The 24,721-nt window shown below is 66.6% G+C and carries 20 protein-coding genes; 10 read left to right on the forward strand and 10 right to left on the reverse strand.

Annotation, left to right across the window (positions count from 1 at the left end):
* Positions 1-197: 197 nt before the first annotated feature.
* Positions 198-962: a triose-phosphate isomerase gene (tpiA, locus tag ACREE8_RS24360; RefSeq protein ID WP_431575618.1), complete on the reverse strand. Its 765-nt coding sequence runs from the start codon at positions 960-962 to the stop codon at positions 198-200.
* A gap of 186 nt (positions 963-1,148) precedes the next feature.
* On the opposite strand from tpiA, the gene ACREE8_RS24365 reads away from it, so the two are divergent.
* The 3 genes from ACREE8_RS24365 to ACREE8_RS24375 all read left to right on the forward strand — a co-directional run bounded on the left by ACREE8_RS24365 (position 1,149) and on the right by ACREE8_RS24375 (position 5,548).
* On the forward strand, positions 1,149-3,035 hold the full coding sequence (locus ACREE8_RS24365; protein ID WP_431575619.1) for a peptidyl-prolyl cis-trans isomerase: 1,887 nt from the start codon (positions 1,149-1,151) through the stop codon (positions 3,033-3,035).
* A gap of 3 nt (positions 3,036-3,038) precedes the next feature.
* Positions 3,039-4,553 (forward strand): anthranilate synthase component I, encoded by a 1,515-nt coding sequence (gene trpE / locus ACREE8_RS24370; protein ID WP_431575620.1) that lies wholly within the window; start codon positions 3,039-3,041, stop codon positions 4,551-4,553.
* Positions 4,554-4,654: 101 nt separating this feature from the next.
* Positions 4,655-5,548: a DMT family transporter gene (locus ACREE8_RS24375; RefSeq protein WP_431575621.1), complete on the forward strand. Its 894-nt coding sequence runs from the start codon at positions 4,655-4,657 to the stop codon at positions 5,546-5,548.
* Between the two features lie 19 nt (positions 5,549-5,567).
* Here the strand turns inward: ACREE8_RS24375 and ACREE8_RS24380 are convergent, their stop codons facing one another.
* Positions 5,568-6,794, reverse strand: coding sequence for a divergent polysaccharide deacetylase family protein (locus ACREE8_RS24380; RefSeq protein WP_431575622.1), 1,227 nt, complete (start codon positions 6,792-6,794; stop codon positions 5,568-5,570).
* Positions 6,795-6,958: 164 nt separating this feature from the next.
* Here ACREE8_RS24380 and ACREE8_RS24385 point away from each other — a divergent pair, with 164 nt between their 5' ends.
* The 6 genes from ACREE8_RS24385 (at position 6,959) to lexA (ending at position 12,021) form a co-directional block, all read left to right on the forward strand.
* Entirely contained in the window at positions 6,959-7,558 is a 600-nt protein-coding gene (locus ACREE8_RS24385; protein WP_431575623.1) for an anthranilate synthase component II, read from the forward strand.
* A complete protein-coding gene (gene trpD / locus ACREE8_RS24390) occupies positions 7,555-8,607 on the forward strand; it encodes an anthranilate phosphoribosyltransferase (RefSeq protein ID WP_431575624.1) in 1,053 nt (350 codons plus the stop codon). The genes ACREE8_RS24385 and trpD overlap by 4 nt, the downstream gene beginning before the upstream one ends.
* Complete coding sequence (gene trpC / locus ACREE8_RS24395; protein ID WP_431575625.1) at positions 8,604-9,419, forward strand: indole-3-glycerol phosphate synthase TrpC; 816 nt, start codon at positions 8,604-8,606, stop codon at positions 9,417-9,419. The genes trpD and trpC overlap by 4 nt, the downstream gene beginning before the upstream one ends.
* 11 nt (positions 9,420-9,430) lie before the next feature.
* A complete protein-coding gene (moaC, locus tag ACREE8_RS24400) occupies positions 9,431-9,937 on the forward strand; it encodes a cyclic pyranopterin monophosphate synthase MoaC (protein WP_431575626.1) in 507 nt (168 codons plus the stop codon).
* Complete coding sequence (locus tag ACREE8_RS24405; protein ID WP_431575627.1) at positions 9,934-11,145, forward strand: molybdopterin molybdotransferase MoeA; 1,212 nt, start codon at positions 9,934-9,936, stop codon at positions 11,143-11,145. The genes moaC and ACREE8_RS24405 overlap by 4 nt, the downstream gene beginning before the upstream one ends.
* Positions 11,146-11,313: 168 nt before the next feature.
* On the forward strand, positions 11,314-12,021 hold the full coding sequence (gene lexA / locus ACREE8_RS24410; RefSeq protein ID WP_151177461.1) for a transcriptional repressor LexA: 708 nt from the start codon (positions 11,314-11,316) through the stop codon (positions 12,019-12,021).
* A gap of 34 nt (positions 12,022-12,055) precedes the next feature.
* Here the strand turns inward: lexA and ACREE8_RS24415 are convergent, their stop codons facing one another.
* From ACREE8_RS24415 to hyfB, 6 genes are read right to left on the reverse strand one after another with little or no spacing between them, the layout of a single operon-like run.
* On the reverse strand, positions 12,056-12,577 hold the full coding sequence (locus ACREE8_RS24415; protein WP_431575628.1) for an NADH-quinone oxidoreductase subunit B family protein: 522 nt from the start codon (positions 12,575-12,577) through the stop codon (positions 12,056-12,058).
* A gap of 10 nt (positions 12,578-12,587) precedes the next feature.
* Complete coding sequence (locus ACREE8_RS24420) at positions 12,588-14,108, reverse strand: hydrogenase expression protein HypE (protein ID WP_431575629.1); 1,521 nt, start codon at positions 14,106-14,108, stop codon at positions 12,588-12,590.
* A gap of 15 nt (positions 14,109-14,123) precedes the next feature.
* Positions 14,124-15,572: a hydrogenase 4 subunit F gene (locus ACREE8_RS24425; RefSeq protein WP_431575630.1), complete on the reverse strand. Its 1,449-nt coding sequence runs from the start codon at positions 15,570-15,572 to the stop codon at positions 14,124-14,126.
* The gene (locus ACREE8_RS24430) at positions 15,569-16,231 is read right to left on the reverse strand and encodes a hydrogenase-4 component E (RefSeq protein ID WP_431575631.1); all 663 of its coding nucleotides are present in this window, start codon (positions 16,229-16,231) and stop codon (positions 15,569-15,571) included. The genes ACREE8_RS24425 and ACREE8_RS24430 overlap by 4 nt, the downstream gene beginning before the upstream one ends.
* On the reverse strand, positions 16,232-17,188 hold the full coding sequence (locus tag ACREE8_RS24435; RefSeq protein ID WP_431575632.1) for a respiratory chain complex I subunit 1 family protein: 957 nt from the start codon (positions 17,186-17,188) through the stop codon (positions 16,232-16,234).
* A complete protein-coding gene (gene hyfB, locus ACREE8_RS24440) occupies positions 17,179-19,182 on the reverse strand; it encodes a hydrogenase 4 subunit B (RefSeq protein WP_431575633.1) in 2,004 nt (667 codons plus the stop codon). The genes ACREE8_RS24435 and hyfB overlap by 10 nt, the downstream gene beginning before the upstream one ends.
* Before the next feature lie 290 nt (positions 19,183-19,472).
* Here hyfB and ACREE8_RS24445 point away from each other — a divergent pair, with 290 nt between their 5' ends.
* The gene (locus ACREE8_RS24445) at positions 19,473-20,279 is read left to right on the forward strand and encodes a spermidine synthase (protein WP_431575634.1); all 807 of its coding nucleotides are present in this window, start codon (positions 19,473-19,475) and stop codon (positions 20,277-20,279) included.
* On the opposite strand, the gene ACREE8_RS24450 is transcribed toward ACREE8_RS24445, so the two are convergent.
* Positions 20,276-22,414: a tetratricopeptide repeat protein gene (locus ACREE8_RS24450; protein WP_431575635.1), complete on the reverse strand. Its 2,139-nt coding sequence runs from the start codon at positions 22,412-22,414 to the stop codon at positions 20,276-20,278. The two genes, ACREE8_RS24445 and ACREE8_RS24450, sit on opposite strands and share 4 nt — an antisense overlap.
* A 44-nt stretch (positions 22,415-22,458) precedes the next feature.
* Complete coding sequence (locus ACREE8_RS24455) at positions 22,459-24,603, reverse strand: ComEC/Rec2 family competence protein (RefSeq protein WP_431575636.1); 2,145 nt, start codon at positions 24,601-24,603, stop codon at positions 22,459-22,461.
* Positions 24,604-24,721 lie beyond the last annotated feature (118 nt).

A 24,721-nucleotide genomic window follows, 5' to 3' on the forward strand; every position in this document is an offset into this window, starting at 1 on the left:
GCCCGGGGTCGAGCCTCAAGCTGGCTTCAGGATTTTGGCGGGGTCGGCGGCTTGCCGCCCTTGGACCCTTCCTTGGGCTTGGGCGTCGACGTCTGAGGGGTTGGTGGCTTGGGAGGCGTTGCCATGAAATCCTCCGTATTATTGGTCGGTTCCGGGACTATCCAGCCAGGACATACTGGACCTCGGCGCTCAGCCCGTCACTTGCTCGCTCTGGCGATGGCGAGAAACTCCTCGGCCTTGAGGCTGGCGCCGCCGACAAGTGCGCCGTCGACGCCGTCGATGGCCAGGATCTCGGCGGCATTGCTGCCTTTGACCGACCCGCCATAGAGGATCCGCATGCGATCGGATTCGCCGCCCAGATGGCGTTTCAGCTCGGCGCGCAGCGCCTGATGCATGGCGCCGATATCGGCCGAGGTCGGCGTGCGGCCGGTGCCGATCGCCCAGACCGGCTCATAGGCCACCACCAGCCCGTCGGCACTGGTACCTTCCGGCAGCGAGCCGGCGAGCTGCGCCGCCACGACCTTCAGGGCATCGCCGCGATCGCGCACGGCCAGGGTCTCGCCGACACAGACGATGGGAATGAGCGTGGCGGCCATCGCCGCCTCGGCCTTGGCCTTCACCTCCGCGTCGGTCTCGCCATGTTCGGCGCGCCGCTCGGAATGGCCCACGATCACGAAACGGCAGCCGATATCGGCCAGCATCGGCGCGGCGATATCGCCGGTATGGGCACCGCTTGGCTTGTGATGGCAGTCCTGGGCACCCAGGCGCACCGGCGAGCCCTTGAGACGATCGCCGACGAGAGAGAGCAGCGTGGCAGGCGGGCAGACCAGCAATTCGCAGCGCCAGGCCCCGCCCCTGACGCCGGCCAGCACGGCGTCGGTCAGCGCCAGACCGTCTGCCTTGAGCCCGTTCATCTTCCAGTTTCCGGCGACCAAGGGTCGGCGTCCGGCGCGGTCGGTCATCGTTTACCCTCTCAAGGACCTCAAAACGGCGTGTGGCGCGGGTGGTAGCATGCGGCAGGACCAGGGCGCCACTGCCCTGCCCGCTTGGGTTTTTGGCGGGCTTTCCCCTGTTGCCGGGCCGGGGGGCCGACCCTATGATGCCCGCCGTTTTTCCGCGCCCTTTCGGCGCCTTCGGATCCCATCCTCATGCTCATCGCGCTTCGCAGCAAGGCCGCCACCTGGGTCGTCAAAATCCTGTTCGTCTTCTTGGCGGGCTCCTTCGTGATTTGGGGTATTGGCGACATGCTGCGTCAGCGCGTCCAGGCCCCCAATCTGGCGACGATCGGCAGCATCAAGATCAGCAGTCCCGAGCTGCAGGACGAATTCGACCATCAGATGCGCCAATACCGCCAGGTGTTCGGAGAGAATTTTACCAATGAGCAGGCGAAGCAGCTGGGGCTGGTCGACCGGGTCATGGCGGGTCTGGTTGTACGCGCCCTCTATGACACCTATGCGCAGCGCCTCCATCTGAACGTCAGTGACGTGCAGGTCCGCGACCAGATCAAGACCGACCCGATGTTCAAGAACAGCGTCGGCGAGTTCGACCTCGGCCGCTTCGCGGCCTTCCTGCAGGAGATTCGCAACAGCGAGGGCCAGTATGTCGCCGCCCAGCGCAAGGAAATGCTGCGCCAGGAGATCGTGTCGGCGGTTTCGGCCGGGGCAGTCGCGCCGAAGCTCCTGACCGACCGGCTTTATCGCTACCGCAACGAGACGCGTGTCGCGGAAACCTTCCTGGTCGCCGACAACGCGATGCCGGAGCCGGCCGAGCCGACCGACGACGAGGTGAAGGCCTTCTATGACGCCCATCAGGATCAGTTCCAGGCGCCGGAATATCGCAGCCTGCTGCTGGTCCGCGTGACGCCCGATCAGTTCTCGGCCGGCCTGACGGTGGCGGACGACAAGCTCCAGGAAGCCTATCAGCAGCGCGCGAAGGAGTTCGACCAGCCCGAGCGCCGCGACGTCGAGCAGATGGTGTTCTCGGATCAGGGCAAGGCCCAGGAGGCCGTGGCCAAGCTCGCTGCTGGCGGGGACTTCGCGCAGGTCGCGCAGGAACTGACGGGCGCGCCGCCGGTTCCGCTGGGCAAGCTGGAGAAGAGCAGCTTCGTCACCGATCTCCAGGCCCTGACCGACGCGGCCTTCGCGACCGATGCCGGCAAGACCGCGGGCCCGGTCCAGACGCCGCTCGGATGGCATGTGATCCATGTGCTGACGATCGAGCCGGAAGTGAAATCGACCTTCGAGCAGGCCCGTCCCCAGCTGGAGAAGGAACTGGTCAAGGAGCTCGCCATCAACAAGATGATCGACACCGCCAACCAGCTCGATGATGCGCTGGCCGGCGGGGCGAGCCTCGATGATGCGGCCAAGACCCTCGGGCTTCCCGTCACCAAGATCGACCAGGTGGACGCGCAGGGCCTGGCTCCCGATGGTCAGCCGGTCGCGGATGTCGCCGGCAATCAGCTCGTGCTTGGGCTCGCCTCCGCGACCGACGTCGGGACAACCTCCAGCCTCACCGAGGACCCGAGCGGCGGCTATGTGATCGTGAAGGTCGACGGCTCGACCCCGGCGGCGACGCGTCCGCTCGACCAGGTTCGCCCGCAGGTCGCGGCCGCGTGGAAGGCAGCCGAACGCGACAAGGCCGCCGCCGCCCGTGCCGGCGAGCTCGCCGGCAAGCTGGGACTGAACGGCGATATCCAGGCCATCGCCACCGAGGTCCAGGGAACGGTCGCGACCTCGAAGCCGGTCACGCGCAGCGGCAACGATGCCGACGCGCATGTGACGCCCGATCTCGTGAGCAAGCTGTTTGCACTGCAGATGGGGCAGACCGCGACCGTGCCGGTCCAGGGCGGCCATGTCGTCGCACGGCTGAAGGCGATCAACGAAGCCAATCCCGCGACCGATTCCCCCGGCGTCGACGCGCTGCAGAAGGAGCTCGACGCGGCCTATCAGGGCGACGTGGTCCAGCAGTTCGGCGAATCGCTGCGCCGCGAGATCGGCGTGACGATCAACCAGCCCGCCGTCGACGCGATGTTCTGAGCCATGCGCGTCGAGCCCAGCCTGGAAGACGTCGAAGCCCGCTATCGCGCCGGCCAGCCCACGGTCGTCTGGACCCGGCTGGTCGCCGATCTGGAGACGCCGGTCTCGGCGATGCTGAAGCTCTGTGACGGCAAGCCCAACAGTTTCCTGCTCGAATCCGTCGAGGGCGGCGCCGTCCGCGGGCGCTATTCGCTGATCGGCCTGCAGCCCGATCTGATCTGGCGCTGCCATGGCGACAAGGCCGAGATCAATCGCCAGGCGCGCTTCGACGCCAGCCGCTTCGAGTCCGTTTCCGGCGGTGCGATCGCGTCGCTGCGGGCGCTGATCGAGGAATCGAAAATCGAGCTGCCCGCGGGATTGCCGCCGATGGCCGCCGGCCTCTTTGGCTATCTGGGCTACGACATGGTGCGGCTGATGGAGAAGCTGCCCGACATCCAGCCTGACAAGCTGGGCCTGCCGGACGGCGTCTTCCTGCGGCCGACGATCATGGCCGTGTTCGACAATGTCGAGGATATCGTCACGGTTGTGACGCCGGTGCGTCCACAAGCCGGTCTCGATGCGCGCGCCGCCTATAATCTCGCCTGCGAGCGGCTGGCCGGCGCCGTCGAGCATTTCGACCGCAACCTCCCGCAGCAGCGCGAAGCCGCGGGCGGCCATGCCGAATTGCCCGAGCCCAGCTCGAACATGGCCGCGTCGAAGTTCCATGCCATGGTGCAGAAGGCGAAGGAATACATCCTCGCCGGCGACATCTTCCAGGTGGTGCTGTCGCAGCGTTTCAGCCTGCCCTTCAAGCTCTCGCCCTTCGCGCTCTATCGCTCGCTGCGCCGTCTCAACCCCTCGCCCTTCCTCTTCTTCCTCGATTTCGGCGGCTTCTCCGTGGTCGGATCGAGCCCGGAGATCCTGGTGCGGCTGCGCGACAAGAAGGTCACGATCCGCCCCATCGCCGGCACGCGCCGTCGCGGCGCCGATGCGGCCGAGGACAAGGCGCTGGCGGAAGACCTGCTGGGCGACCCCAAGGAGCGCGCCGAACATCTGATGCTGCTCGATCTGGGCCGCAACGATGTCGGCCGCGTCGCCAAGATCGGCAGCGTCAAGGTCACCGAGAAATATCTGATCGAGTACTACTCGCACGTCATGCACATTGTCTCGAACGTCGAGGGCGAGATCGATCCGCAGCATGACGCGATGGATGCCCTGATCGCGGGCTTCCCCGCCGGCACGGTCTCTGGCGCCCCGAAGGTGCGGGCGATGGAGATCATCGAGGAGTTGGAACCCGAGCGCCGCGGCCTCTATGGCGGCGCGGTCGGCTATTTCGCGGCCGATGGCGCGATGGACACCTGCATCGCGCTGCGCACCGCCGTGGTGAAGGACGGCGTCATGTATGTCCAGGCCGGCGGCGGCATCGTCTATGACAGCTCCCCCGACGGCGAGTTCCAGGAGAGCGTCAACAAGGCCAAGGCGCTCGTGCGCGCCGCGCAGGAAGCGGTGCGGTTCGCGTCGGGTGGGCGGAACCGGTAGCGGGCGTTTTCTCAGTCCTCACCGCCCTCGCCCGACATTGCGCGCATCGTTCAATATCTAGATGCTGCCCAGACGTCGCCACGCGAGCAAAGGTCTGGGGATTGACGAGCTCCGACACCACCCGGCGGGCCATCGAGGACCGGCCCCTGATGGGCGCCCTGACCATAGTCGGGGCGCTGGCGATCCTGCCGGGCATGGATGCGATCGCGAAGCTTCTGTCCGGCCATCTTCCGGTGCTCGAGATCGTCTGGGCGCGCCACCTCTTTTACGCACTCCTTCTCCTGCCAGCGGCCATTCGTCGGCACGGATTTTCTCTGTTCCGGCCCAGCCGTCCGTTGTGGCAGCTGCTTCGCGGCGGGCTGATGGCGCTTTCAGCGCTCATGTTCTTTTCGGCGGTCGCCCGCATCCCGCTGGCGGACGCCATGTCGGTCTTCTTCGTCTATCCGCTGCTCATCCTCGTCATCTCGTCCTTGTTCATGGGCGAGGCGATCGGCTGGCAGCGATGGCTGCTGGTCCTGCTCGGCTTCGTCGGCGCCACGCTGGTGATCCGGCCCTCGATCCATGGCGTGTCGCCGGGCGTACTCTTTGCGCTCGCCTCCGGCACCGCTTATGGCACGGCCCTGATCGTGACGCGCAAACTCGCGTCCCACGACCCGGCGCTCGTGACGGCGACCATCTCGGCGGTGCTGGGCGCTGTCGTGTTCTCCCTCCTCCTTACCTTCGTCTGGAAAACACCCGATCTGCCGGATTGGCCCCTGATGGTGCTGATCGGCGTGATCGCGACGGTAGGGCATTTCCTGATCATCGCCGCGCACCGGATGGCAACAGCGTCTCAGCTTGCGCCCTATGGCTATACCGAGATCGTCGCGGCCATCCTGTTCGGTTTCATCATCTTCGGCGACCTTCCGGATCCGATCGTCTGGCTCGGCATCGCCATCATCGTCGCCAGCGGCATCGCGGTGACCTGGTCGAACAGCCGGGCGAAGGCTTCGTAGCGCGCAACTCGCTTAATCGTCAGCCCGTCACGCCATTCATGCGGCGCACGATGGCGCTGATCGGCACCAGCGCGAAGCCGCGCTGGGCGGCCGTCGGCAGCCAGCGCTGCAGCGCCGCGATCGTCGCCGGATGCGGATGGCCGATGCCCACGGCATAGCCGCGTTTGCGGGCGATGCGCTCGAGCTCGGCCAGCATCTCGTCGATCTTGGCGGGGCTCTGGTCGTCGTCGAGGAAGACGTCGCGGTCGGCATGGGGCACACCATAGGCGGCGGCCTCCTTCGAGCCGACACTGTCGGCGATGGTGCGGGAGTCGAGGAACAGCAGCCCGCGCTCGCGCAGCGCCTGCATCACCAGGCTCATGCCTTCGGTCGAGCGGCTGAACTTGCTGCCCATATGGTTGTTGATGCCGACGATGCCCGAGAGCCGTGTCAGGTCCCAATCGATCCGGCGCTTCAGCTCGTCGGGCGCGAGATCGGTGCGCAGCGCCTGGGGCCCCGCATCGAGGCTCTGATCCATCGGCTCCATCGGCACATGGAGCATCAGCTCATGGCCATGCTCGCGCGCCAGCGCCGATTGCTGATCGAGATGCTCCGCATAGGTCATGAAGGAGATCGTCAACGGCCCCGGCAATGCGATGGCGCGGGCCGAGTTGGCGCGATCGAGTCCGACATCGTCGATGACGATGGCGATCATCGGCCGGCCTTGTGTATCGGGCACCGGCACCGCATAGGCGAGCCAGGTCGCCGAGGCGCTGGTGCTGGGTAGGCTCGGCGCGGCGTCTGCGGGTGCGGGCCTGGCGATCGGCGCGGGTGCCTGGGTCGTCTCGCTGCTTGAATCGAACACGGCGGGTGCGCTCGAGGATTCTTCATAGACCGGCGCCGCCGGCGTCGGCGGCGGTGCCACCGCGGCGGTCGGGGGTACCTGCGGCTTCGCCAACGGCTCGGGAATGAAAGTGGTCACGACAGTCGGCGAGGAGCTCGACCCTGGCGCCGAGGCCACGGGATGCGGTTTCGGCGATGTGAACCAGCCCTGGCTGACTCCGACTGCCACGGCGCCCAACAGCAGGGCCAGCAACAGCCAGAGCGGCGCGCCAGCGAGGCGCAGCAGCGACCGGCGCCAACTGGGCTTGGGCGCCCGGCCTCGCCGCCGCGGGCCGATCGGGAAGATCGACGCACGCGTGGATCCGCGACCCGAGGAACGTTTCTTGCTCCCTGCCCCACGGCTGTTGCGCCGGCGTGCCGTCATGCCCGAATGCCTGTCTCTGTCCTAAAGGAACGCCCGCGCTTCTATCATACCTGCTCCCGAGTCCGATGGCCGCCGCCGGCCTTGGACCGGCCTTCCCCGCCCTGCTATAACCAAGGCCGATGCCATTCGCGGGGCGCTGCAGCGGGCGTCCCCAGGGATTTGAAATGTTTCTGTTAATCGACAACTACGACAGCTTTACCTACAACCTCTATCACTATCTGGGCGAACTTGGCGCCGAGATGGCGGTGCGGCGTAATGACAAGATCGCCGTGGCCGAAGCGATGGCGCTGAAGCCGCAAGGCATCATCATCTCGCCAGGTCCCTGCGACCCCGACCGCGCCGGCATCTGCCTCGATCTGATCGGCGCCGCCAAGGGCAAGATCCCGATCCTCGGCGTCTGCCTCGGTCATCAGGCGATCGGCCAGTCCTTCGGCGGCAAGGTGGTCCGGGCGCCCTTGCCGATGCATGGCAAGGTCAGCCGCGTCATTCATCGCGGCTCCGACATCTTCGCCGACATTCCGAGCCCGTTCACCGGTACCCGCTACCACTCGCTCGTGGTCGAGCGCGACAGCTTCCCGCAGGAACTCGAGATCACCGCCGAAACCGAAGACGGCGTCGTGATGGGCCTCGCCCATCGCGAGCTGCCGATCTTCGGCGTCCAGTTCCATCCCGAGAGCATCGCCTCCGAGCATGGCCATCGCCTGCTCGCCAATTTCCTGCGCCGCTGCGGCCATAATGCCCAGGCCATGAGGCTGTCGGCATGACCGCTGCGCCCGCGCCGGCCGCGGCTGGCGATCTGAAACCGCTGATCGGCGCGATCGCTTCCGGCCGGAAGCTCAGCGAGTCCGAGGCGGAGCAGGCTTTCGACATCATGATGTCGGGCAATGCGACGCCCTCGCAGCTCGGCGCCTTCCTGATGGGCTTGCGGGTGCGCGGCGAGACGGTCGAGGAGATCACCGGCGCCGTCCGCGCCATGCGCGCCAAGATGACCCGCATCGAGGCGCCGGCCGGGGCCATCGACACCTGCGGCACCGGCGGCGACCAGTCCGGAAGCTGGAACATCTCGACGGGTGCGGCCCTGGTCGTGGCCGCCGCGGGCGTGCCTGTCGCCAAGCATGGCAACCGCGCCATGTCCTCCAAGACCGGCACCGCCGACGTGCTGCAGGCGCTCGGCGTCAATATCGAAGCCGATATGAGCCTGGTGAAGAAAGCGCTGTGGGAGGCCGGCATCTGCCTGATGCTGGCACCGCGCCATCACAGCGCGATGCGGCATGTTGGCCCGACCCGTGTCGAGCTCGGCACCCGCACCATTTTCAACCTCATGGGTCCGCTTTCCAATCCGGCCGGCGCCAAGCGCCAGCTCATCGGCGTCTTTTCGCGCGACTGGATCGAGACCATGGCGACGGTGCTGGGCCGGCTCGGCACCGAGAGCGCCTGGGTCGTGCACGGCTCCGACGGCATGGACGAGATCACCACGACGGGTCCGACCCATGTGGCCGAGCTCAAGGGCGGCAAGGTCCGCCTGTTCGATGTCTCGCCCGAAGACATCGGCTTGCGCCGCGCGACGGCGACGGATCTCAAGGGCGGGGATTCCGCTGCCAACGCGCAGGCGCTGACCGAATTGCTGGCCGGCCACAAAGGTGCCTATCGCGACGTGGTGCTGTTCAACGCCGCGGCGACGCTGATGCTCGCGGGCAAAGCGGCCGATCTCAAGACCGGCAAGGCGCTGGCCGAGACTGCGATCGATTCCGGCAAGGCCAAGGCGGTGCTGGCCAAGCTCGTCGCCGTCACCAACGAGGTGGTGCCCGCATGAGCGACGTGCTGCAGAAGATCTGCGCCGAGAAGCTCGCCCATGTGGCGCGGCGCAAGGCCGATCGCCCATTGGTCGCGGTCGAGGCGGCCGCGAAGGCGCAAAGCCCGACGCGCGGCTTCGGCGATCGCCTGGCGGCCGCGGTCGCGGCCGGCCGCTTTGGCCTGATCGCCGAGATCAAGAAGGCCTCGCCGAGCAAGGGGCTGATCCGGGCCGATTTCGATCCGGCGAGTCTGGCCAGGTCCTACGCGGTGGGCGGAGCAACCTGCCTGTCGGTGCTGACCGACGAACCCTATTTCCAGGGGCGCGACGATTATCTGACGGCGGCCCGTGCGGCCTGCGATCTACCGGCCTTGCGCAAGGACTTCATGCTCGATCCCTACCAGATCGCCGAAGCGCGGGCGCTGGGTGCCGATTGCGTGCTGCTGATCATGGCAGCGCTCTCGGATGTGCAGGCGGCCGAGCTCGAAGCTGTCGCGCAATACTGGAAGATGGACGTGCTTGTTGAAGTTCACGATCAAGGTGAGCTCGACCGGGCGCTGAAGCTGAAGGCCCGCCTTCTGGGCATCAACAACCGCAATCTCAAGACCTTGACGGTCGATCTTGCGGTCACCGAGGCGCTGGTGCCCCGGGTGCCGAAGGATCGGCTCGTCGTCGCCGAGAGTGGCTTGGAATCGCCTGAGGATCTGGTGCGGATGAGCAAAGTTGGCGCTTCGATCTTCCTGATCGGCGAATCCCTGATGCGCCAGTCCGATGTCGCGGGAGCCACAGCGAATCTGCTGTCGCGCGCCGCGGTCGCCCGCCCCTCCGCCTGAGTCACGCGGCGATGGCAAGAAAGTCGCGCAAGGCCAAACCGGCACGCCTCACCCATTTCGACGAGGCTGGCCGCGCCCATATGGTCGATGTCTCGGCCAAGCCCGCGACCGAGCGTGTCGCCGTGGCCTCGGGCCATGTTACGGTCGCCAAGGAAACGATGCGCCTCATCCGCGCCGGCCAGATGAAGAAGGGCGACGTGCTGTCCGTGGCTGAGCTCGCGGGCATCATGGGCGCGAAACGCACCCACGAGCTCATCCCCCTCTGCCATCCGCTGGCGCTGAGCGCCCTCTCGGTCGTGCTGAAGCCGAACCTGCGCCAGAGCCGGATCGATATCATCGCGACAGTCAAGACCACCGGCCCCACCGGCGTGGAAATGGAAGCGTTGACGGCGGTCTCGATCGCGGCCCTCACCGTCTATGACATGTGCAAGGCCGTCGATCGCGGCATGGTGCTGGGCGATATCCGGCTCGAGCATAAGAGCGGCGGGAAATCCGGCACCTACGAGCGCGGGCGATGATCCCGGTCGAGCAGGCCCAGCGCGAGATCTGTGCGGCCTTCCGGCCGCTCCCTGCCGAGCAGGTCGGCCTCGCCGATGCGCTGGGTCGCGTCCTCGCCGAGGATGTGACGGCACGCGTCAGCCATCCGCCCTTCGCCGTCTCCGCGATGGATGGCTATGCGGTCCGCAGCACCGACGCGGCGACCGTGCCGGTGCGGCTCAAGCTTGTCGGCACCGCACCGGCCGGCGGTCACTATGAGGGCCGTGTCGGTCCTGGAGAGGCCGTGCGGATCCTGACCGGTGGCCCCCTGCCCAATGGCGCCGACAGCATCGTCATCCAGGAGAACGCCAAGCGCGACGGCGACAGCGTCGAGCTGACCGCCGCGGCCGAGCCGGGCCGTCATATCCGCGCCAAAGGCCAGGATTTCGAGGAAGGTCGCGTCCTCTTCCGCGCCGGGGCAAGGCTGACGGCGCGCGACATCGGACTCGCGGCCGCCGCCAACCGGCCCTGGCTCAAGGTGCGCCGTCGCCCGCGGGTCGCGATCCTCAGCACCGGCGACGAGCTGTCCATGCCGGGCGAGCCGATCGGGCCCGCCGGAATCGTCGGCTCCAACGGTCTGGCGCTGGCGGCCTTCGTGCGGGCCTGCGGCGGCGATCCGGTCGATCTCGGGATCGCGCGCGACGATGCCGGCGTACTGGCCGAGATGCTGGCGGGTGCGGCCGGCGCCGATCTCCTGATCACCACGGGTGGCGCCTCGGTTGGCGATCACGACCTGGTCCAGGAAGCGCTCGCCGGCCAGGGCATGAAGCTCGCTTTCTGGAAGATCGCCATGCGGCCCGGCAAGCCTGTCATGTTTGGCCAGCTCGGCAGCACGCCCGTACTGGGCCTCCCGGGCAATCCCGTCTCGGCCCTGGTCTGTTCGCTCCTCTTCGTCAAACCGGCCTTCGCCGTGATGGAGGGCCGCGAGGTCCTGGATGACAGCGAGACCGCCATCCTGGGCAGCGACCTCAAGGCCAATGATCAGCGGCAGGACTATCTGAGGGCGCGCCTGACCCGCAACGCGCAGGGAGCCCTGGTGGCGGCCGCGATGGAGCGCCAGGACAGCGCCATGATGGCCTTCCTGGCCCAGGCCGACGGGCTGGTCATCCGCCCGCCCCATGCGCCGGCCGCCAAGGCCGGCGAAGCTGTACGGGTTCTGCGATTCCATCGCGATTTGATGGGGCTCTAGGCCGAGTCTGATTCGCCGGTGCAGCCGACACCCGCGACTCTTGGCCTTGCCCAGCCTGTGGAAAAACCTTGACCCCTTCCGGGAACCAAACTAGAACGTGTGTCGTCGTTTAGGTTTTGTTCCATATCTTGGGGGTGCCGGTTCATCCGGCCGCGAGGAAAGCCATCAATGCTCACGCGCAAGCAGAACGAGCTCCTGCATTTCATCAATAAGCGCCTGACCGACGCGGGCGTTTCGCCTTCGTTCGACGAAATGAAGGAAGCGCTGGGATTGAAATCCAAGTCCGGCATCCATCGGCTGATCACGGGCCTGGAAGAGCGCGGCTTCATCCGCCGCCTACCCCACCGCGCCCGCGCGCTCGAGGTCTTGAAGCTGCCCGATGCGGTTGGAATCACCACCTCCACCCGGCCCACGGCCACCGGTTTCGCGCCCACGGTCATCCGCGGCGATTTCGCGGGCGCCCTGCCCGGCGCACCGCTCGCCCGCGATGTCGAGGCGGTCCAACTGCCCCTCTATGGCCGGATCGCCGCCGGCACCCCGATCGAGGCGCTGCGCGACAGCTCCAGCTTCGTCGACGTGCCGGCCGGCCTCTTGGGCCGGGGTGAGTATTACGCCCTCGAGGTCGACGGCGATTCGATGATCAATGCCGGCATCCTCGATGGCGACACGGTCGTGATCGAGCGCGTCGACAATGCCGACAACGGCACCATCGTGGTGGCCCTGGTCGACAATAACGAGGCGACATTGAAGCGGCTGCGCCGCAAGGGCGATTCGATCGCCCTCGAGCCCGCCAACCCGGCCTATGAGACGCGCATCTTCGGCCCCGATCGGGTCCGCGTTCAGGGCCGGCTGATCGGCCTGCTGCGCCGCTACTGACCGCCGGTCGGGTCCGCGCGACGGAGCGCGGGCCCTACCGAGCCTTGTCCACCTGGAGCAGCGCCAGCAGCCCTTTGAGAAGCTGCAGCGGGCTCGGCGGGCAGCCCCGGATATGAAGATCGACCGGAATGGCGGCCGATACGCCGCCCAGGCAGGCATAGCTGCCTGCGAACATGCCGCCGTCGAGCGCGCAATCGCCCGCCGCCACGACCCATTTCGGGTCGGGCGTGGCACGGTAGGTGCGTTCGAGGGCGATCTGCATGTTCCGAGTCACGGGTCCCGTGACCAGCAGCACGTCGGCATGCCGCGGCGAGGCCACGAAGCGCAGGCCGAAGCGCTCGAGATCGTAGAACGGGTTGCCGAGCGCGTTGATCTCCAGCTCGCAGCCATTGCAGGAGCCCGCATCGACCTGCCGGATGGAAAGGCTGCGCCCCAGCTTCCGCCGCGCGTCGCGTTCGAGAGCCGCCGCCAGCTCGGCCAGGGCGCTCTCCTCCGGCACGGGCGGCGGCTCGGTCAGCGTGCCCTTCGCGAGGTTGTCGAACAGGATCCTGTGCATGCCGGTCTCCCTAGAGGTCGTGGCCGGAATAGGAGCAGTTGAAGGACTTATTGCAGAGCGGAAAGTCGGCGACGATGTTGCCCTCGATCGCGGCTTCCAGCACCGGCCATTGGAACCAGGACGGATCGCGCATATGGCAGCGCGCGACCTTGCCGTCGGCGCCGAGGCGCAGCCAGACGAGGATATCGCCCCGGAACCCCTCGACGATCGCCATGCCCTCGCTTGGGTTGCCTGAGCCCTTGTCGAAGTCGATGCGGATCGGGCCCGCGGGCAAGCGGTCGAGGATCTGCTCGATCAGCGCCAGGCTCTGCTCCACTTCCCAGATCCGGATCCAGACACGGGCGTTCACATCGCCTTCGGTCGCGACCCGCACGTCGAATTGCAACTGGTCGTAGGGCGCATAGGGGAACGCGCGGCGGGCGTCGAAGTCTCGGCCCGAGGCCCGACCGACATAGCCGCCACAGCCGAACTGGCGCGCCAGCGCCGGCGTCAGCACGCCGGTGCCGACGGTACGATCCTGCAGCGAGGCGGTGTTGTCGTAGAGTTTGACCAGCGTGGGGAAATGCCGGTGCGCCTCCTGAAGCAGGCCGCGCAAGGACGCGATCCCGTCTTCGCCAAGATCGGCCGCGACGCCGCCCGGCAGGATGCGGTCTCTCATCAAACGGTGGCCGAAGCAGGCATCCGCCGCGCGCAGCACGCGCTCGCGCAAGGTCCCGCATTGCGCATGCATCACGACGAAGGAGGCATCGTTGCAGATGGCGCCGATATCGCCGAAATGATTGGCGAGACGTTCCATCTCCGCCATCAGGGCCCGGAGCCAGACGGCCCGTGCGGGGACCTCGATCTGCAACGCCGTTTCCACCGCACGCGAGAAGGCCAGGGCATAGGCCACCGTGCTGTCGCCTGACGTCCGGCCCGCGAGCTTGACGGCCTGCTCCAGGCCCGCCTCCCGCATGAGGCCGTCGATGCCCTTGTGGGTGTAGCCCAGCCGCTCCTCCAGCCGGACGACGGCCTCGCCATTCGCGGTGAAGCGGAAATGTCCCGGCTCGATGATGCCGGCATGGACCGGGCCCACGGCGATTTGATGAAGCCCCTCGCCCTCCGCCTCCAGAAATTTGTAGCCGGGCATGGCAGCGGTGGGAGACGGGGTCCATTCGCCGAGCGGATGGCGGACGCCCCAGCTTCCGTGATCCAGCCAGGGACGCGAATCCGACACGCCTTCCGCTTCGAGCCCGTGCAAATCCTGGATCGTTCGTTCGAGGCGCGCCGCCGGTGGATGCAGCCTGCCGATCGACGGAAACTTTCCATTCGCGCAGTCGAGACTCAAGATTCCAGGGCCAGCCTGCGGTTCCGCGAGCAAGGCCATATGGACGGTGCCGCTGTCGGCCCAAAGGCTGAGCAAGGTCCAATGCCCTTCGGCGAGCAGCTGCCCGGCGGTCTGCCAAAGCTCCGCATCGACGCTAGCGCGCGGCCAGGGACGAGAGCCCGGCACGGCGCGGCAGCGTTGCATCAGCTCGGCAAGTGTCGGCATGGCGGTCCCGCCTCTCTATCCCAGCAGATGTGCGACATGCTGGAACCAGATGACCAGCGGGGCCGGCAGATAGACGCCGGCGATGCAGACCAGGGTCAGATGCGCGAACATGGGAACATAGGATGCCTGAACCGGCGCGAGGCTGCCGGCCGGCGGGCCGAAGGCGATGCCACCCAGCCGGAGGAACAGGGCGCCGAAGGCGACCAGCAGTCCCAGGACCAGCGGTATGGCGAGCAGCGGCTCGCGGGCGAAGGTCGAGCTCACCACCAGGAACTCGCTCATGAAGATGCCGAGCGGCGGCATGCCGGCGATGGCCACCACGCCGAGCACCAACCCCCAGCCGAGCACCGGGTGGCTCTCCGTGAGCCCGCGAATATCGGCGATCTTCTGCGTGCCCTTGACCTGGGCGATATGGCCGACGGCGAAGAAGATCGCCGATTTGGTGAGGCTGTGCATGGTCATATGCAGGAGCCCGGCGAAGTTGGCGAGCGGCCCGCCCATCCCGAAGGCGAAGGCGATGATGCCCATATGCTCGATCGAAGAATAGGCGAACATGCGTTTGATGTCGCGCCGGCGATACAGCATGAAGGCCGCGAAGACGAGCGAGGTCAGCCCCATGGTGATCATCAGCGGGCCGGGGTCGATCGCGGCGGGGTTGGCGGCGAGCAGCATCTTGAAGCGCAGCACCGCATAGAGCGCGACATTGAGAAGCAGGCCCGACAGCACCGCCGAGATCGGCGTGGGGCCTTCCGCATGCGCATCTGGCAGCCAGGCATGCAGCGGGGCCAAACCGACTTTCGTGCCATAGCCGAGCAGGAGGAAGATGAAGGCGACATTGAGGAGGGCCGGATCGAACTTCGCGACCTTCTCGATCACGACCGTCCAGACCATGGCGTCGATCCCCTCGCCCACCACGGGACGCGCGGCCATATAGACCAGGATCGTGCCGAACAGCGCCAGGGCGATGCCGACGCTGCCGAGAATGAAATATTTCCAGGCGGCCTCGAGCGCTTCATGCGTCCGATAGATGCCGACCATGATGACGGTGCTGAGGGTGGCGAGCTCAACGGCCACCCACATGAGGCCGAGATTGTTCGAGAGCAGCGCCAGGTTCATGCCGAACATCATGACCTGATAGATCGCGTGGTAGAATCTGAGATAGATCGGCGTCAGCCGGCCAGTCTCCAGTTCATGGGCGATGTAGCTGGCGCTGAAAACGCTGGTGGTGAAGCCGACAAAGGTGTTGAGGACGATGAAGACGATATTGAGATCGTCGACGAAGACGTACGGGTTGGCCTCCGGCCGGTTCGTGAACAGAAGCAAGGCGACCAGGAACGTCAGCATGCTGGCCAGGACGTTGAGAAGGGCGGAAAGCCGATAGCCCGGGAGCAGCGCCAGCAGGCCGGCGGAACAGATCGGTATCAGGAGAATCGCGGTGACGACGTCGAAGGGAAGCGAACTCATTGTCGCTCGCCTCGGAAATCGTCGAGCGCGCCGATATCCACAGTGTCGAACCGCTCACGGATCCGGAACAGGAAAATACCGATGACGATGAAGGCGATCAGGATCGAGAACGCGACGCTGATCTCGACCACGAGCGGCATGCCCTTGGCGCCGGTCGCCGCCAGAACGAGGCCGTTCTCGAGCGACATGAATCCCACCACCTGGCTGACCGCGTTGCGCCGGGTGACCATGATGAGGAGGCCCAGCAGCAGCACGGAGAGCGCGAAGGCCAGGTCCTCGCGCGCCAGTGGATCGGCCGAGGGCGTTACTCGCAGCATGACCACCATCGACAGCGCCACCAGCCCCATCCCGGCCAGCATGGTCATGCCGACGCCGACCACGGTTTCGATCTCGCGATGGATGCCGAGGCGTATCACCATGCGGTGCAGGGCGAAGGGGATGACCATTCCCTTGAACAGAAGCGCGATCGCCGCCGTCACATAGAGATGCGGCGCATGCTGGACATAGGCCTGCCACGCCACCGAAAGGGCGAGCACGACGGCGTGCAGGGCGAAGACGTTCAGAAGCGCATAGAGACGGTCCTGATAGAGCATCATGAAGCTCACCAGAACGAGCCCGCCGGCCAGCAGATGAGCCACATCGAAAGATAAGGTGCCCATCTAGAGACCTTTCGAGACGAACAGCAGCAGCGTGCCGAGAAGACCCAGCATGAGAGCGGCGCCGAGGAACTCCGGAACGCGGAATACCCGCATCTTGGCGATGGCCGTCTCGAACAGGGCCAGGAGCAGGCCGCCGACGGCGAGCTTGAGGATGAAGGCCAGGATGCCGGTCGCGTAGGCCGCCAACCCCTCCCCGTCCCGCGCCAACCCCCAGGGCGCGAACAGACAGGCGATGAGCGAGATGTAGAGCTGAAGCTTCAGGGCCGCCGCGAGCTCGATCATGGCCAGATGCCGGCCGGAATATTCGAGCACCATCGCCTCATGCACCATGGTGAGCTCGAGATGGGTGGCCGGATTATCGATCGGGATGCGGGCATTCTCGGCGATCGCAACCATGATGAGCGCGATCAATGCCAGTCCCAGCGAGACGCGCAAGCCCACCGCCGGCGACAGCATATAGTCGGCCATCGTCGCCAACTGGGTCGACCCGGCGATGAGGGCAAGCGTGAACACGATCATGATCATCGCCGGCTCGGCGAGCGTGCCGATCAGCATCTCGCGGCTCGAGCCGATGCCGCCGAAGCTGGTGCCGACATCGAGGCCCGCGAGCGCCAGGAAAAAACGGGCGCTGCCGAGGAGCGCGATGATGGCGATGAGGTCGGCCGACCAGCTGAAGACGAGCCCGGTGGCGAAGGTCGGCACCAGAGCGGCGGCGACCCAGGTGGCGGAAAAAATCAGATAGGGCGCCACGCGGAACAACCACGACGCATTCTCGGCCAGCACCACGTCCTTGCGCAGGAGCCGCAGCAGATCGCGGTAGGGCTGGAAGACCGAGGGGCCCTGACGACGAACCAACTGCGCCTTCAGCTTCCGCACGAATCCGGTGAGCAGCGGCGCCAGCAGCAGGACCAGCGCCATTTGCACGCCCTGGACCGCGATGTCGGCGATCACGTCCATATGGCGACCACCAGCAACAGCACAATGAGCGCCAGGAAGACCAAGCTGAGATAGCGGCGGATCGTCAGAAACTGCAGACGATTGAGCCGGTTTGCGGCTTCCCAGACGGCGTCGCCAACAGGTGCGTAGAGGAACTGCCAGATGAGATCCTTGATCTCCACCTGCAACCGGGCCGGGCGCATGCTGCCTGGTGGCGGCATGTCGATCCGCTCGCGGGCCTGGAAGACGATCGAGCCGAAGACCCGGCGAATAGGCTGCGCGAAGCTGCTGGCGCTGTATTGGGTGTTGGCACTCGTGATTGGAAAGCCACAATCCCAGATCGCGGAACGCCGGACCGCACGCGACGCCAGCCGGTGGATTCCCAGGACCGCGATCGCGGTCGATACGGCGACGAACAGGAACACCAGCAGGCCGTTATAGGAACTCCGGCTCTCGGCAATCGGCACGATCGAGAGCCAGGCCACCCCGAGCTGCTGCGGCATGACCTCGCCGGCGAGCAGCTTGACGGCAGGGGCCACGCCATCGATCACCAGCCCCGGCAGGACCCCGGTCAAAAGGCAGAGCCCCGTCAGCGTCATCATGGCGACGAGCGAGAAACGATCGACCTCGTTGGCGGTTTCGGCCGCCGGCGAGCGCGGGCGACCGAGGAAGACGATGCCGAAGGCGCGGACGAAACAGGCGCCTGCCAGCGTCGCGGACAGCGCCAGGAGAGCGCCGACGGCCGGAACGATGAGCTTGAGGCCCCATTGCGGGATCTCGGGGCTCAAGAGAATGGCCTGGAAGGTCAGCCATTCGGAGACGAAACCGTTGAGCGGCGGCAGTGCCGCAATCGCGGCCGAGCCGACCAGGAACGTGAAGCTGGTCACGGGCATGCGGCGGATCAGGCCGCCAAGCTGCTCGATGTCGCGCAGGCCGGTCGCCGACAGGACCGCGCCGGCGCCGAAAAACAGCAGGCTCTTGAACAGCATGTGATTGAGGACATGGAGCAACGCGGCGGTCAGGGCGAGTGCCGCCGCCCAGCCCATGCCGTTGGCGCGGAAGGCGAGCGCGAGCCCGACGCCGATGAAGATGATCCCGATATTCTCGACCGTGCTGTAGGCCAGCAGGCGCTTCAGATCCTGCTGCATCAGCGCATAGAGAACGCCCATGACGGCGCTCACGCCGCCCAGTGCGATCACCGGCAGCGCCCACCACCATGCCGGGGGACCGAGGAGGTCGAGCGCGATGCGCAGGAAGCCATAAATCGCGACCTTGGTCATGACGCCGCTCATGAGCGCGGAGACCGGCGTCGGCGCCGCCGGGTGGGCCAGCGGCAGCCAGACATGAAGCGGAACGAGCCCGGCCTTCGAGCCGGTGCCGATGAGCGCGAGGACCAGAATGAGAGCGGCGATCAACGGTGACCGCAAGCCGTCCCGGATCGAAGCGAAGGCGTAATGGCCGTCCGGTCCCGCCAGCAGACCGAAGGCCAGCAGTAGAAGGAGCGTGCCGAAACTTGCCATCACCAGATAGATGACGCCGGCCCGCCGGTTTTCCGGATCGTGATGATGGGCCATGACCAGGGCCCATGAGGTCAGTGACATGAACTCCCAGGCGAGGAGAAAGGTAAAGGCGTCGTCGGCCATCACCACGAGGTTCATGCCGGCCAGAAAGGCCGGGAAGAAGGGCAGGACGCGCAGAGGCACCAACTCGTGCCGGCCATAGCCGATCGAATAGAGACTGGCGGCCGCGCCCCCGAGATTGACGACGATCAGGAAGAATGCGGCGAGCGCATCGATGCGAAAATGCGCCCCGACCCAGGGGAGTCCCAGCGGCAGCACCGTCGCCCAGGGTTCTGCCGCGATCTGGAACAACGCGGCGGCACAGGCAAGGCCCGAGGCGATCAAGCACGCGCCATACACAAGCGGCGTGGCCGCTTTCAAGCGGCCGAGAATGACGGCCAGAACCGCGACGCCCATCAGGACAGCCACACAGCCCAGCCCTATGACGGGCGGCATCGCAATTCCTTCTATTCCGTCGGAGCCTTCGTCATTTCCGGGCGTCTTGGAGGCTCAGGGCTTGGCCCCTGCAGGTCGGTTCGGGGCAACCAATTCACGCATCTGCTGAGGTATTTCACATATATGATATGTTGTTTTCTGTCCAGGAAACAGGGGCCAGATGTCACAATCGAAAATGGGAGCATGATCGCCCCGCGCCGCAGACGACCCCGGTCACTCCCGCCGGGAATGGCATCGGCGTCGGCGACCGTCAGCATCACAGCAAAGACGTAATTGGCCGATGATATGGAATGATGACGAAACGCGCTGATGGCCAACCCATGATCATGCTTGCCAGGAAGAATACCGAGTTCGGCGAGATCACCATTCTGCGGAGCCGTGCCACGGGTGCCGTCGCCTATTGCCATGGCGACCATTATCAGAGCGAAGCGGACCCCAACGGCATCAGTCTGGCGGGCTATATCCATGCCCTTCACGCGCTGGTGGCGCAGACCGCAGCCAAGGACGTGCTGATGATCGGCTGCGGCGGCGGGACGCTGGGCACGATGCTGAAGGCCACCGGCCAGCAGGTGACCGTCGTCGACATCAATCCGGAATCGATCGCCCTCGCCCAGGAATATTTCGCGCTCCCGCCGGAGATCGCCTGTCATATCGGCGATGGAGAAGCCTTCCTGGAGGATCATCCGAAGCTCTATGACGCGATCGTTGTCGATGCCTTCGCGGGCGACAAGGTCCCGCCCAATCTCTGCTCGGCGGCCTTCTTCAAGCTGGCGCGAAGCCGGCTCACCGCCTCGGGCAGCCTCTTCCTCAATATCTTCGTTGCCCACGATCTCGATGCCGATGCCGACCGGATCGCCGGCCGCATGGCGGAGGCCGGATTTCCGGTGCGGCTGCTCGATCTGCCGGGCCGGATCGTGCGCAATGTCATCGTCATGGGCGGGGCCGTCATGTCATTGCAGCCGCCCTCGCTCCTCCTCCTGCCGGCGCTCGAAGCCGACGCCATCGCCAAGGAGCTGGAGCAGATGCGCTTCCGCGGCAGCCGGGCACGCTATCGCGTCGTGAGCAGCGCCAAGTCGGCTGAATTGTCGGAAGGCTAGCGCGCGGCGCCGTCAGGCGGCAGATCGATCGTCCCGGGGGCCTCGCCGGCACTCCGGATGCGCCACATCTCCGCATAGGCCCGTTCGAGGCTGCGCGCGAACTGCTCGGGGCTGAAGAGCGGCGTCGTCGGTTGTGCCGCAGCAAGCCGGGCCTTGATGGCCGCGAGCGCGGCCGGATTCTGACCCAGCTCGATCGCGAGGCGCTGATAGCCATCGAAATTCGGCAGGATGAGATCGTCCAGGCCGACGCTCGTGAGCAGGCTCGCGCCGACGCGGCTCGGAAAATCGTCGCCCAACCTCGTGATGGCGGGAACGCCGGCGAGGAGCGCGTCGCTCAGCGTGGTATGGCCGCCATAGGTATCGGTATCCAGCATCAGGTCCGCGAGCGCCAGGCGCCCCAGATGATCAGGCTTCGGCTTGCGCGCACCAAAGATCACCCGCGCCGGATCGATGCCTGATTCCTTCGCCGCCGCCTGCAGGCGATGCTGCATGGCCGGCGGCCCGGACAACAGCCACAGCACCGCATCGGGAACGGCGCGCAGGATTTCCATCCAACGCAGGAAGACCGGCTGTTCGATCTTGTAGGAGGCGCAGAAGCAGCAATAAACCATGCCGCTCTCCGGCAGCCCTTCGGCCTCCCGGCTCGTTGCGGCGCCGATCGTCGGCGGCCAATGATCGTTGACCTGGTAGCTGTGCGGCAGGCGGCAAAGCCGCTCGCTATAGACCGGCTCGACGCCCGGCGGCGCCACGATCGCGTCGACGATCGCGTAATCGAAGAAATCGGCGCCGGTCGTTCCCGGGAATCCCAGCCAGGTGGCATGGATCGGTGCTGGCCGCAGGGCCGAGATCTCCGGTCGGGCGAGCCGCGTCAGGCCGTTGTGATCGACCAGGATGTCGACACGATCCTCATGGATGCGGCGGGCGGCCTCGAGATTGCCGACCATGCCCAGATCCACGAACTTGTCCGCGTCCTGCTCGAACTGGCGGCGGTAACCGCTGCCATCGTCGGGTCCGATCGAATAGGCATGGACGACCACTCGATTTCGATCATGGGCCTTGAACAATCCGGCGATCAAATGGCCGCCGGGATGATCGCGCAGGTCCGACGACAGATAGCCGACGGTCAGGCGCTCGCGCGGCGCGCGGTCGAACTGGAAGGCCGCCATTCCGCGAGCCTCGATGACGGCGCGCGCTTTGGCGCGGCCCACATGCGCGCGGGCGACTGCGGCGCGCTCCTCATGCGTGGCGGGCAGCGACAAGGCGAAGAAGGCGGAAATGGCCGAAGGCTTCCCCGCCATCGCCTTGTCGAACTCGGCCTTCAAGGCGGGCTTCAATTGGTCCAGCTCGTTCCAGGCGCAGATCTGCTGATAGCAACGCGCCAGTTCCACCTTGCACTCGACCATGGAAGGATCGAGCGCCTTGGCCCGCTCCAGCTCGATGATCGCCGCCGCGGGATCGCCGCGATGGCGCAGCGTGACGCCGAGGCTGTAGCGGATCTGCGGATTTTTGGGATCGGCCGCGGCCGCCTGGCGCAGCTCGCGCTCGGCGCCGGCGAGATCGCCGCGATTGCGCAGATCGTTGGCAAGACCGAGGCGCGCGACCGCAAGCTTCGGCGCACGCGCCAAAGCCTCGCGCCACAGCGTGATCGCCTCGCTCCTGTTGCCCAGCAGATAGAGCGCCGTCCCGAGATTGGCTTTGAGGCCTGCATGTTCCGGCGCCATCTGCAGCCCGGCCTTGAAGGATGCGACCGCATCGCCGAACTCGTTCATCTTCGCCGCGAGATTGCCCAGCTCGAGATGATGCTCGGCCACCGTCGGGCCCAGCGTGACCGCCTGGCAGAAATGGGTCTTGGCGGCGGCGTCCTCGCCGGCATGGGCCAGCAACCGCCCCAGCGTGTAATGGGCGCCGGCATGAAGCGGTGCCAACGCCACGGTCTCCGCCATCACCTTCCGGCCGTCCGCGAGCTTGCCCTGGTCCAGCAGGCAAAGTCCCAGCAGATAGAGATAGCGACCATCCTTGGGATGGGCGGCGGCGGCCTTGCGATAGAGCGGCTCGGCCTCGGCGGGCCGGCCAGCCCTGTGCAAGGTCATGGCCTTGTTGAGGTTCGGATCGGATTTTTCAGGGGTCTGAGTCATGGCGGGCGCAGTCTATCGGGCTGTTTCCGGCCGGGCCAGCCGATCTAATCGTCCGAATCTGCGGTATTTTCCGACCCGTCGGGAAGCCGGGCGACCCAGGGGCGGTTGCCGCGCCGCTCGGCCACGGTCTCGATCTCGATCCCGCCGGGCTCCAGCCAGATCGCATGGCCGCCCTGGCGCCAGAGATCGAAACGATCGATGACCCGCTGCGCCGAGGGACAGGGCTTTCTGACCGGCTCGAGCGAGATCACGAGATCGGCCTCGCCGCAATCGTCGAGCAGCGCCTCCGTGCTCCAGGCCAACGCCACGACATACCGGTCGCGCCGGTAGAAGCAGCCCAGGCTGTCGCAGGTCAGCAATCCGCCAGCACCGATCCCTTGCCGCGGCCAGAGCTCGCTCTCCCCCTGCCCGGCCCGCCTCATCCAGGTCTCCGCGGCGAGGCTGTCGCGTTGCGTGTTCAGGACCAGCCGGCCGTCATCGCCCTTGACCGCGAGAAGCTTGCCGTCGTCCGACACCAGGATGTCCGGCGTCTCCGTCAGCAGCATCGAGCTCATGCCGAGAAGGATCGCGATGGCACCGGCATAGCGCCAAGGCTGATGCCACAGGCAGAGCCAGAGACCGCCCAGCGTCACGAGGATCAGCCCCGCGAGCGACATGGCCGGCAGCAGGAGGACGGCACCGGGCCAGCTCGCCACCGTCTTCGCGATCCAGATGACGCCCTCGATGCCCCAGCCCATCGGAATGAGGGCGAGCTCTTCGAGCCCGAACGGCATCAGCAGACAGGCCGCGACCGCCCAGGGCATGACCCAGAAGCCGGTCAGCGGGATCGCCAGCAGGTTGGCGACGATGCTGTATTCGCTGAAGCGGTTGAAATGATAGATCGCGAAGGGGGCCGTCGCGATGCCGGCGATGAGGCTGGTGGCGATGAGCCCGCCGAGATAAAGCAGCGCGCGCCGCAACGGTCCGGCATCGGCGCGCAACCGCGCGCGCCATTCGCGACTGCCCTCATAAGCCGCGATCAGCGCCATGACCGCGGCGAAGGACATCTGGAAGCTGGGCCCGATCATCGCGTCCGGCCGCAGCAGCAGCACGACGAAAGCGGCCCACGCGATCAGCCGCATCGAGAAGGCGACGCGATCGACCAGCACCGCCAGCAGCACGAGCCCGGTCATGAGGAAGGCGCGTTGCGTCGGAATGGGGCTGCCCGCGAGCAGCGTGTAGAAGCCGGCGCCGAGCAGGGCCGCGAAGGCCGCCCACTTCTTGATCGGATGGCGCAGCGTCAATGACGGCCACAGAGCCAGCAGCGCGCGCACGCAGAAGAACAGGATCGCGGCCACGAAACCGACATGCAGTCCCGAGATCGACAAAAGATGCGCCAGGCCGGAATCGCGCATCGCCGTCATGGTCGGCTTGTCGATCCCGGTCTGGGTGCCGGCGATGAGCGCTACCGCCATGGCGCCCTCGGGGCCGGGAAGCACGGCCAGGATCCGCGCCGAGATCGTGCGGCGAAGATCGCTGAAGATCATGTGAAGCTGTCCGGGGCCCGTATCGGCGCTTTCGAGAACCTTGGGAGCGCCGAAGGCGAAGCCGATCGCGCCGATGCCGTCGAAGAAGGCGTCGCGCTGGAAATCGAATCCGCCGGGCGCGAAGGGCGGTGCCGGCGGCGAGAGCTTGCCAAACACGGAAACGCGATCGCCCAATTGCAGCTCCGGCACCTCGCGCATCAGCTTGATCCGCAGCCGCGCCGGCGTTGCCTCCGGCGTGATGCCGGCGATGACCGGATCCTGCAACACCAGGCGCTCGCCCGAGGGCAGCGGATCGATCGAGAGGATGCGGCCCTCGATCCGCACCGGCCCGACATCCCGCGGCAGGATCGGCGCTTCGACAAAAGCGGTGCGCAGGCCGGCGGCGCCGAAGCCCACGGCCATGAGGACCGCCAAGACGGCCATGGCCGCCATCCCCGAACGCCGCCGGCAAAGCCAGGCCAGCGACAGCGCCAGGCAGGCCAGGGCCGGCCCGAACCAGAGCGGCGGTTCGCTCGGCAGGCCGAAATAGACCGCCACCCCGACGCCCAGCCCCACCGGTGCCCAGAGCAGCCATTGGTCGCGCTCGGCCGCCAGCAGGCCGCCAAGACGCTCGCTGACCCAGCCCAGCCCGCGGATCGGGACGGTCAAAGCGGCCGCCGTCATGAAGGGTCCCCCTGGGGCCGATTATTCCACCAGGCCGGCGGGTCCCGAAAGGGGCCCTGGTTGGCGCCGCCGGATTCAGCCAGAATTGACGAAAATACGGGGGGCAGCGGGGATTAAC

It is taken from the genome of Hypericibacter sp. (assembly GCF_050729195.1).
In the GTDB taxonomy this organism is placed as follows: Bacteria; Pseudomonadota; Alphaproteobacteria; order Dongiales; family Dongiaceae; genus Hypericibacter.

What these genes read in the sequence shown, in the direction of transcription:
- ACREE8_RS24365 (WP_431575619.1), top strand. Translation starts at nt 1,149, where the DNA reads ATGCTCATCGCGCTTCGCAGCAAGGCCGCCACCTGGGTCGTCAAAATC.
- ACREE8_RS24405 (WP_431575627.1), top strand. Translation starts at nt 9,934, where the DNA reads ATGATCCCGGTCGAGCAGGCCCAGCGCGAGATCTGTGCGGCCTTCCGG.
- trpC (WP_431575625.1), top strand. Translation starts at nt 8,604, where the DNA reads ATGAGCGACGTGCTGCAGAAGATCTGCGCCGAGAAGCTCGCCCATGTG.
- trpE (WP_431575620.1), top strand. Translation starts at nt 3,039, where the DNA reads ATGCGCGTCGAGCCCAGCCTGGAAGACGTCGAAGCCCGCTATCGCGCC.
- moaC (WP_431575626.1), top strand. Translation starts at nt 9,431, where the DNA reads ATGGCAAGAAAGTCGCGCAAGGCCAAACCGGCACGCCTCACCCATTTC.
- ACREE8_RS24380 (WP_431575622.1), bottom strand. Translation starts at nt 6,794, where the DNA reads ATGACGGCACGCCGGCGCAACAGCCGTGGGGCAGGGAGCAAGAAACGT.
- ACREE8_RS24385 (WP_431575623.1), top strand. Translation starts at nt 6,959, where the DNA reads ATGTTTCTGTTAATCGACAACTACGACAGCTTTACCTACAACCTCTAT.
- tpiA (WP_431575618.1), bottom strand. Translation starts at nt 962, where the DNA reads ATGACCGACCGCGCCGGACGCCGACCCTTGGTCGCCGGAAACTGGAAG.
- ACREE8_RS24420 (WP_431575629.1), bottom strand. Translation starts at nt 14,108, where the DNA reads ATGCCGACACTTGCCGAGCTGATGCAACGCTGCCGCGCCGTGCCGGGC.
- lexA (WP_151177461.1), top strand. Translation starts at nt 11,314, where the DNA reads ATGCTCACGCGCAAGCAGAACGAGCTCCTGCATTTCATCAATAAGCGC.
- ACREE8_RS24425 (WP_431575630.1), bottom strand. Translation starts at nt 15,572, where the DNA reads ATGAGTTCGCTTCCCTTCGACGTCGTCACCGCGATTCTCCTGATACCG.
- ACREE8_RS24415 (WP_431575628.1), bottom strand. Translation starts at nt 12,577, where the DNA reads ATGCACAGGATCCTGTTCGACAACCTCGCGAAGGGCACGCTGACCGAG.
- trpD (WP_431575624.1), top strand. Translation starts at nt 7,555, where the DNA reads ATGACCGCTGCGCCCGCGCCGGCCGCGGCTGGCGATCTGAAACCGCTG.
- ACREE8_RS24435 (WP_431575632.1), bottom strand. Translation starts at nt 17,188, where the DNA reads ATGGACGTGATCGCCGACATCGCGGTCCAGGGCGTGCAAATGGCGCTG.
- ACREE8_RS24445 (WP_431575634.1), top strand. Translation starts at nt 19,473, where the DNA reads ATGATGACGAAACGCGCTGATGGCCAACCCATGATCATGCTTGCCAGG.
- ACREE8_RS24450 (WP_431575635.1), bottom strand. Translation starts at nt 22,414, where the DNA reads ATGACTCAGACCCCTGAAAAATCCGATCCGAACCTCAACAAGGCCATG.
- ACREE8_RS24430 (WP_431575631.1), bottom strand. Translation starts at nt 16,231, where the DNA reads ATGGGCACCTTATCTTTCGATGTGGCTCATCTGCTGGCCGGCGGGCTC.
- ACREE8_RS24455 (WP_431575636.1), bottom strand. Translation starts at nt 24,603, where the DNA reads ATGACGGCGGCCGCTTTGACCGTCCCGATCCGCGGGCTGGGCTGGGTC.
- hyfB (WP_431575633.1), bottom strand. Translation starts at nt 19,182, where the DNA reads ATGCCGCCCGTCATAGGGCTGGGCTGTGTGGCTGTCCTGATGGGCGTC.